This window comes from Frankia sp. CoWAU3 (genome assembly GCF_977971855.1).
Map to the genome: position 1 here is coordinate 3956 of NZ_CDWWXB010000038.1, position 4028 is coordinate 7983.

4 protein-coding genes and 1 tRNA gene are annotated in these 4028 nt (G+C 70.9%); 1 reads left to right on the plus strand and 4 read right to left on the minus strand.

The window, feature by feature from the left end:
- Positions 1 to 350: 350 nt before the first annotated feature.
- Positions 351 to 422 (minus strand) — tRNA-Thr (locus AC08ON_RS06085).
- Between the two features lie 332 nt (positions 423 to 754).
- Between AC08ON_RS06085 and AC08ON_RS06090 the strand changes: the two genes are divergently transcribed.
- Positions 755 to 1489, plus strand: a complete 735-nt coding sequence (locus AC08ON_RS06090; RefSeq protein WP_476606465.1) for a response regulator transcription factor — start codon at positions 755 to 757, stop codon at positions 1487 to 1489.
- Here AC08ON_RS06090 and AC08ON_RS06095 read toward each other — a convergent pair.
- From AC08ON_RS06095 to AC08ON_RS06105, 3 genes are all read right to left on the minus strand, one after another.
- A complete protein-coding gene (locus tag AC08ON_RS06095; protein WP_476606464.1) occupies positions 1471 to 2400 on the minus strand; it encodes a PSP1 domain-containing protein in 930 nt (309 codons plus the stop codon). The two genes, AC08ON_RS06090 and AC08ON_RS06095, sit on opposite strands and share 19 nt — an antisense overlap.
- A gap of 145 nt (positions 2401 to 2545) precedes the next feature.
- Positions 2546 to 3790, minus strand: coding sequence for a DNA polymerase III subunit delta' (locus tag AC08ON_RS06100; RefSeq protein ID WP_476606463.1), 1245 nt, complete (start codon positions 3788 to 3790; stop codon positions 2546 to 2548).
- A 42-nt stretch (positions 3791 to 3832) separates the two neighbouring features.
- Positions 3833 to 4028: hypothetical protein (locus AC08ON_RS06105; RefSeq protein WP_476616600.1), on the minus strand; the 196-nt coding region annotated here is incomplete at its 5' end.

The window sequence follows — 4028 nt, forward strand, 5'->3', positions numbered from 1 at the left end:
TCTACAAGGACCTCGAGCCCGGTAAGTCGGTGGAGGGCGCATCCTGGGTGGACCGCAAGGAGGCTGAGCGGGAGATCCTGGCGTCCATCAAGCGGCTGCGCGAGGCGGAGGCCGCGGAGGCGGACGGGCACGACCAGGAGGCCGAACCCAGGTCGGCCTGATCCCTCCGTCCGGCTTGTGGTAGCCGTGACGACCTGTCCCACGTCCCAAGCGGGGTGGGACAGGTTCAGGAACCCACGGGATGGGGCCGGGGCGGGAGCAGGCCCGGCGCCAGCCCACCGCCGGGCCGGACGTGCCGGCCATGACGGTTACCTGGCGCATAATGATCGTGCGAGCGGAATCGGGGAGTGAGCCGGAGGCGGGGATTGAACCCGCGACCTATCGCTTACGAGGCGATTGCTCTGCCACTGAGCTACTCCGGCGAACGGCCAGGACTGCACTGGCCCGGGTCGAGTATGCCAGATGCGTCGGCGGGCTCGACCCGGCTGGTGGTCCGGTGGCTGTTCGCGGACCGAGATGCCCGCCGTCGCCCCGGATCCCAGCCGTCCACGGTGATGCCACCAGTGGCGGGCACGGTCTGGAATGCCTCCGTCTCAGGCTGTCATGGCGAGGGATGTGCTATGTCGTCAAAATGGCCCTGAGTCGGCAAATTATCTTCTTTATGTTACATTTAGTTAGTTTTGGGTGCTGCAACACCGTAAATCGCCACCCCCGGTCGCAGTGGTTCCGATGAGGATGCGTAGGGTTTCGCACCATGACCGGGGCCGGAGACGCTGCACCAGCAGCGACGACGCGAGGAGCCTCGCTCCTCGTCGCTGAGGACGATGAGGCATCTCGCACAGCACTTGCGCGCAGTCTGGAGAGATTCGGTTATCGGGTGCTGGAGGCCGCGGACGGCGAGGCCGCTCTTCGGCTCTTCCAGACCACCGAGATCGATCTAGTGGTGCTGGATGTCGCGATGCCCAGGATGGACGGCTTCGCCGTCCTGAGCCGCCTCCGCCAGACCAGCGAGGTTCCGGTGATCATGCTCACCGGGCGGGCCGAGGAGGTCGACCGGGTGGTCGGCCTCGAGTTGGGCGCGGACGACTACGTCGTGAAGCCCTACTCGCTGCGAGAACTGGTGGCCAGGGTGCGCGCCCGGCTTCGCCGACGGCCGGCGGAACCGCCGCCGCAGCGCACCGGGGACGGCAGCGACCCGCTCGTCTACGGAGACGTCTCCATCGACCTGCGGGCCCGCGAGGTCGCCGTCGCCGGGGAGCGCATCGATCTGACCGCGCGCGAGTACGAGCTGCTGGCCTTCCTCGCCCGGCATCCTCGGCGGGTCTTCAGCCGGGAGGAACTCCTCGAGCAGGTGTGGGGCACGCGGTTCCAGGACCCCGCCACCGTCACCGAGCACGTCCGGCGGGTACGAACCAAGGTCGAGGGTCGTCCACCGCAGCGCCGGCTGGTCACGACTCTGCGCGGGATGGGCTACCGCTTCGACCCGTGACGTCCTTCCCGCAGGGCCGTCGTTTCCCCGCCGGCCGTCGTTTCCCCGCCGGCTGTAGAGGTGCTGCCCGGGGGGGAGCACCTCGCCAAGCCACCGGGGTGGGCGGCGTCGTGGACCCGCCGGGAGGCGCAGACATCCGCGCGGTCGCACGAGGTCCGGCCCCCGCCGTCGAGAACCACGACCACCTGCTGACGCGGAACATCGTGCCGCACGACCCGGCCCGCACCGTGTGGGGTCGTCGCCCGGTCTCCGACCGCGGGCACGGCTTCGGCGAACTCCTCGTAGAGGGGATGTTCGTAACGCAGGCAGCACATCAGCCGGCCGCATGCCCCGCTGATGCGCATCGGATTGAGGGCGAGGTTCTGCTCCTTGGCCATCCGCAGGCTCACCGGCTCGAAGTCGTTGAGAAAAGTGGCGCAGCACAGGTCGCGGCCGCAGGAACCGATCCCGCCCTGGACCCGGGCACTGTCGCGGGCGGACAGTTGCCGCAGCTGGACCCGCGCCACCAGCGTCCGGTTGAGATCCCGCACCAGTTCACGGAAGTCGACGCGGCCTTCCGCGCTGAAGTAGACCGTGTAGCCGCCGGTGGCCATCACGTGGTCAACGCCGACGATCTTCATCGGCAGGTCATGCTCACGGGCCAGGCGACGGGCCGCGACACGCGCCCGGGCGCGTCGGCGCCGGGAGACCTGCTCGCGCTGGATGTCGGGCGCGTCGGCCATCCCGACGAGCACCGGCAGGTCGCCGATGTCGTCGCTGACCCACTGGGGCGCCCACATGCAGGTGGCGACCTCGGGGCCCTCCTCGGTGGGGACGAGCACCCGGTCGCCGACCCGGGGGCTGCAGGAACCAGGATCGGCATAGTAGAGCTTGCCCCGTGGGGAGAACGCCACCGCGCACATCATCGGCATCCGACCGGTTACCTCCCTGCGCCCGCCGGGTCCCGCCCGGGCGGACCTGGTCGAAGGGCATGTCCGCGTCGCGATCAGGATATGCCCGGCCTTCCGCCCAGACAGGCCATTACGCCGGTTCGTCCCCACCGCCGGTCGCCGGTCGTCAGGTGTCGCGCAGCGCGAGGGTGAGCGACTCCACCGCGAGCAGTGGGACGAGGCCGGGATTTCTGGCCAGTGACGCCCGGGTCGCGAGGACAGCCTCCAGCCGGCGCAGTGTCTGTTCCGGAGTGCAGGCCGCGGCGTATCCGGCGGCCTCGACGCAGTGATCAGGATGGATCGCGTCGACACCGGCGCCGAGCTGTTGGACCAGGACATCCCGGTACAGCCCCGCGAGGTCCACCAGGGCCCGATCCAGCGCATCGAGGACGGTGCGGCGACCTCGGCTCTTCTGGGTCCGCTCCAGCTCCTTGAGGGCCCCCGCGGCACCCCGCACCACCATCGTCCGGCCCTTGGCCCCCGCCTTGGGGGCCCGCGCGGACCTAGACTTCCCGCCGACCGCCGTGGCACCGACGCCGAGCGCGGTTTTCAGCGCCTCGGTTTCCACCTCGTCGCGTTCCGCATTCGCGGCCTCCGCGTCGGTGTTCGCCGCGTTCACCAGATCGGCCGCCGCGGCCAGGCAGTCACCGACCCGGCCGAGCCGGGCCGGGATGCGCAACACCGCCGCCCGGTTGGCCCGGACCCGCTCATCCGAGGCGAGCCGGCGCGCCAGGGCCAGATGACCCTGGGAAGCCCGCGCCGCCGTCTCGGCGACCTGCTCGTCGACTCCCTCGCGAACCAGCGCGTCGCGGACGTCCGTGGCCGAGGGCAGCCGTAGCGCGACCGTCCGGCAGCGGGAACGGATGGTGGGCAGCACGTCCTCCACGGAGGGGGCGCAGAGCAGGAACACCGCCCGATCCGCCGGCTCCTCGAGGGCCTTCAGCAGGGCGTTCGCCGCGGCCTCGGTGAGCCGGTCCGCATCGGTGATCAGCAGGATGCGCCAGCGGCCGGCTGTCGGGGCGCTGGCGGCGTCGCGTACCAGCGCGCGCACGTCCTTCACACCGAGCGAGAGCCCCTCCGGCTGCACGGTTCGCAGATCGGTGGCCGTGTCGGTGAGCACGGTGTGGCAGCCGGTGCACTCGCCGCAGCCCGGCGGCTCGTTCTCGCAGGTGAGGCTTGCGGCGAAGGCGCGCGCCGCATCCTGGTGACCTGCCCCGGTGGGTCCGGTGAACAGCCACGAGTGCGTCATCCCGGCACGGGCGGCAGCCGGTGCGCCGCCTCCACTCGCGAGCCTGGCACTCGCGGCGGACGCCGCGGCGCTCAGCGCCGCGACCACCGCGTCCTGCCCGACGAGCGTCTCCCAGACCGTCACCGGGCTATCATCCCCGAGCCACGCCGGTCCGGAGCGCGTCGGTCAGAGCACACCGAGCAGGACGGCTGGCCGATCGATGCGGCTGGCCATGAACGAGCGGATCTCGGCGTGGATCTCCTCCGGTGACCGCGTCGCGTCTAGCGGAAGGTAACGATCGGGCTCCTTCTGCGCCAGCCGACGGAACGTGTCGCGTACCCGGCCCTGGAAGGTCAACTTCCCGGCGTCGTCCGCCTCGGCC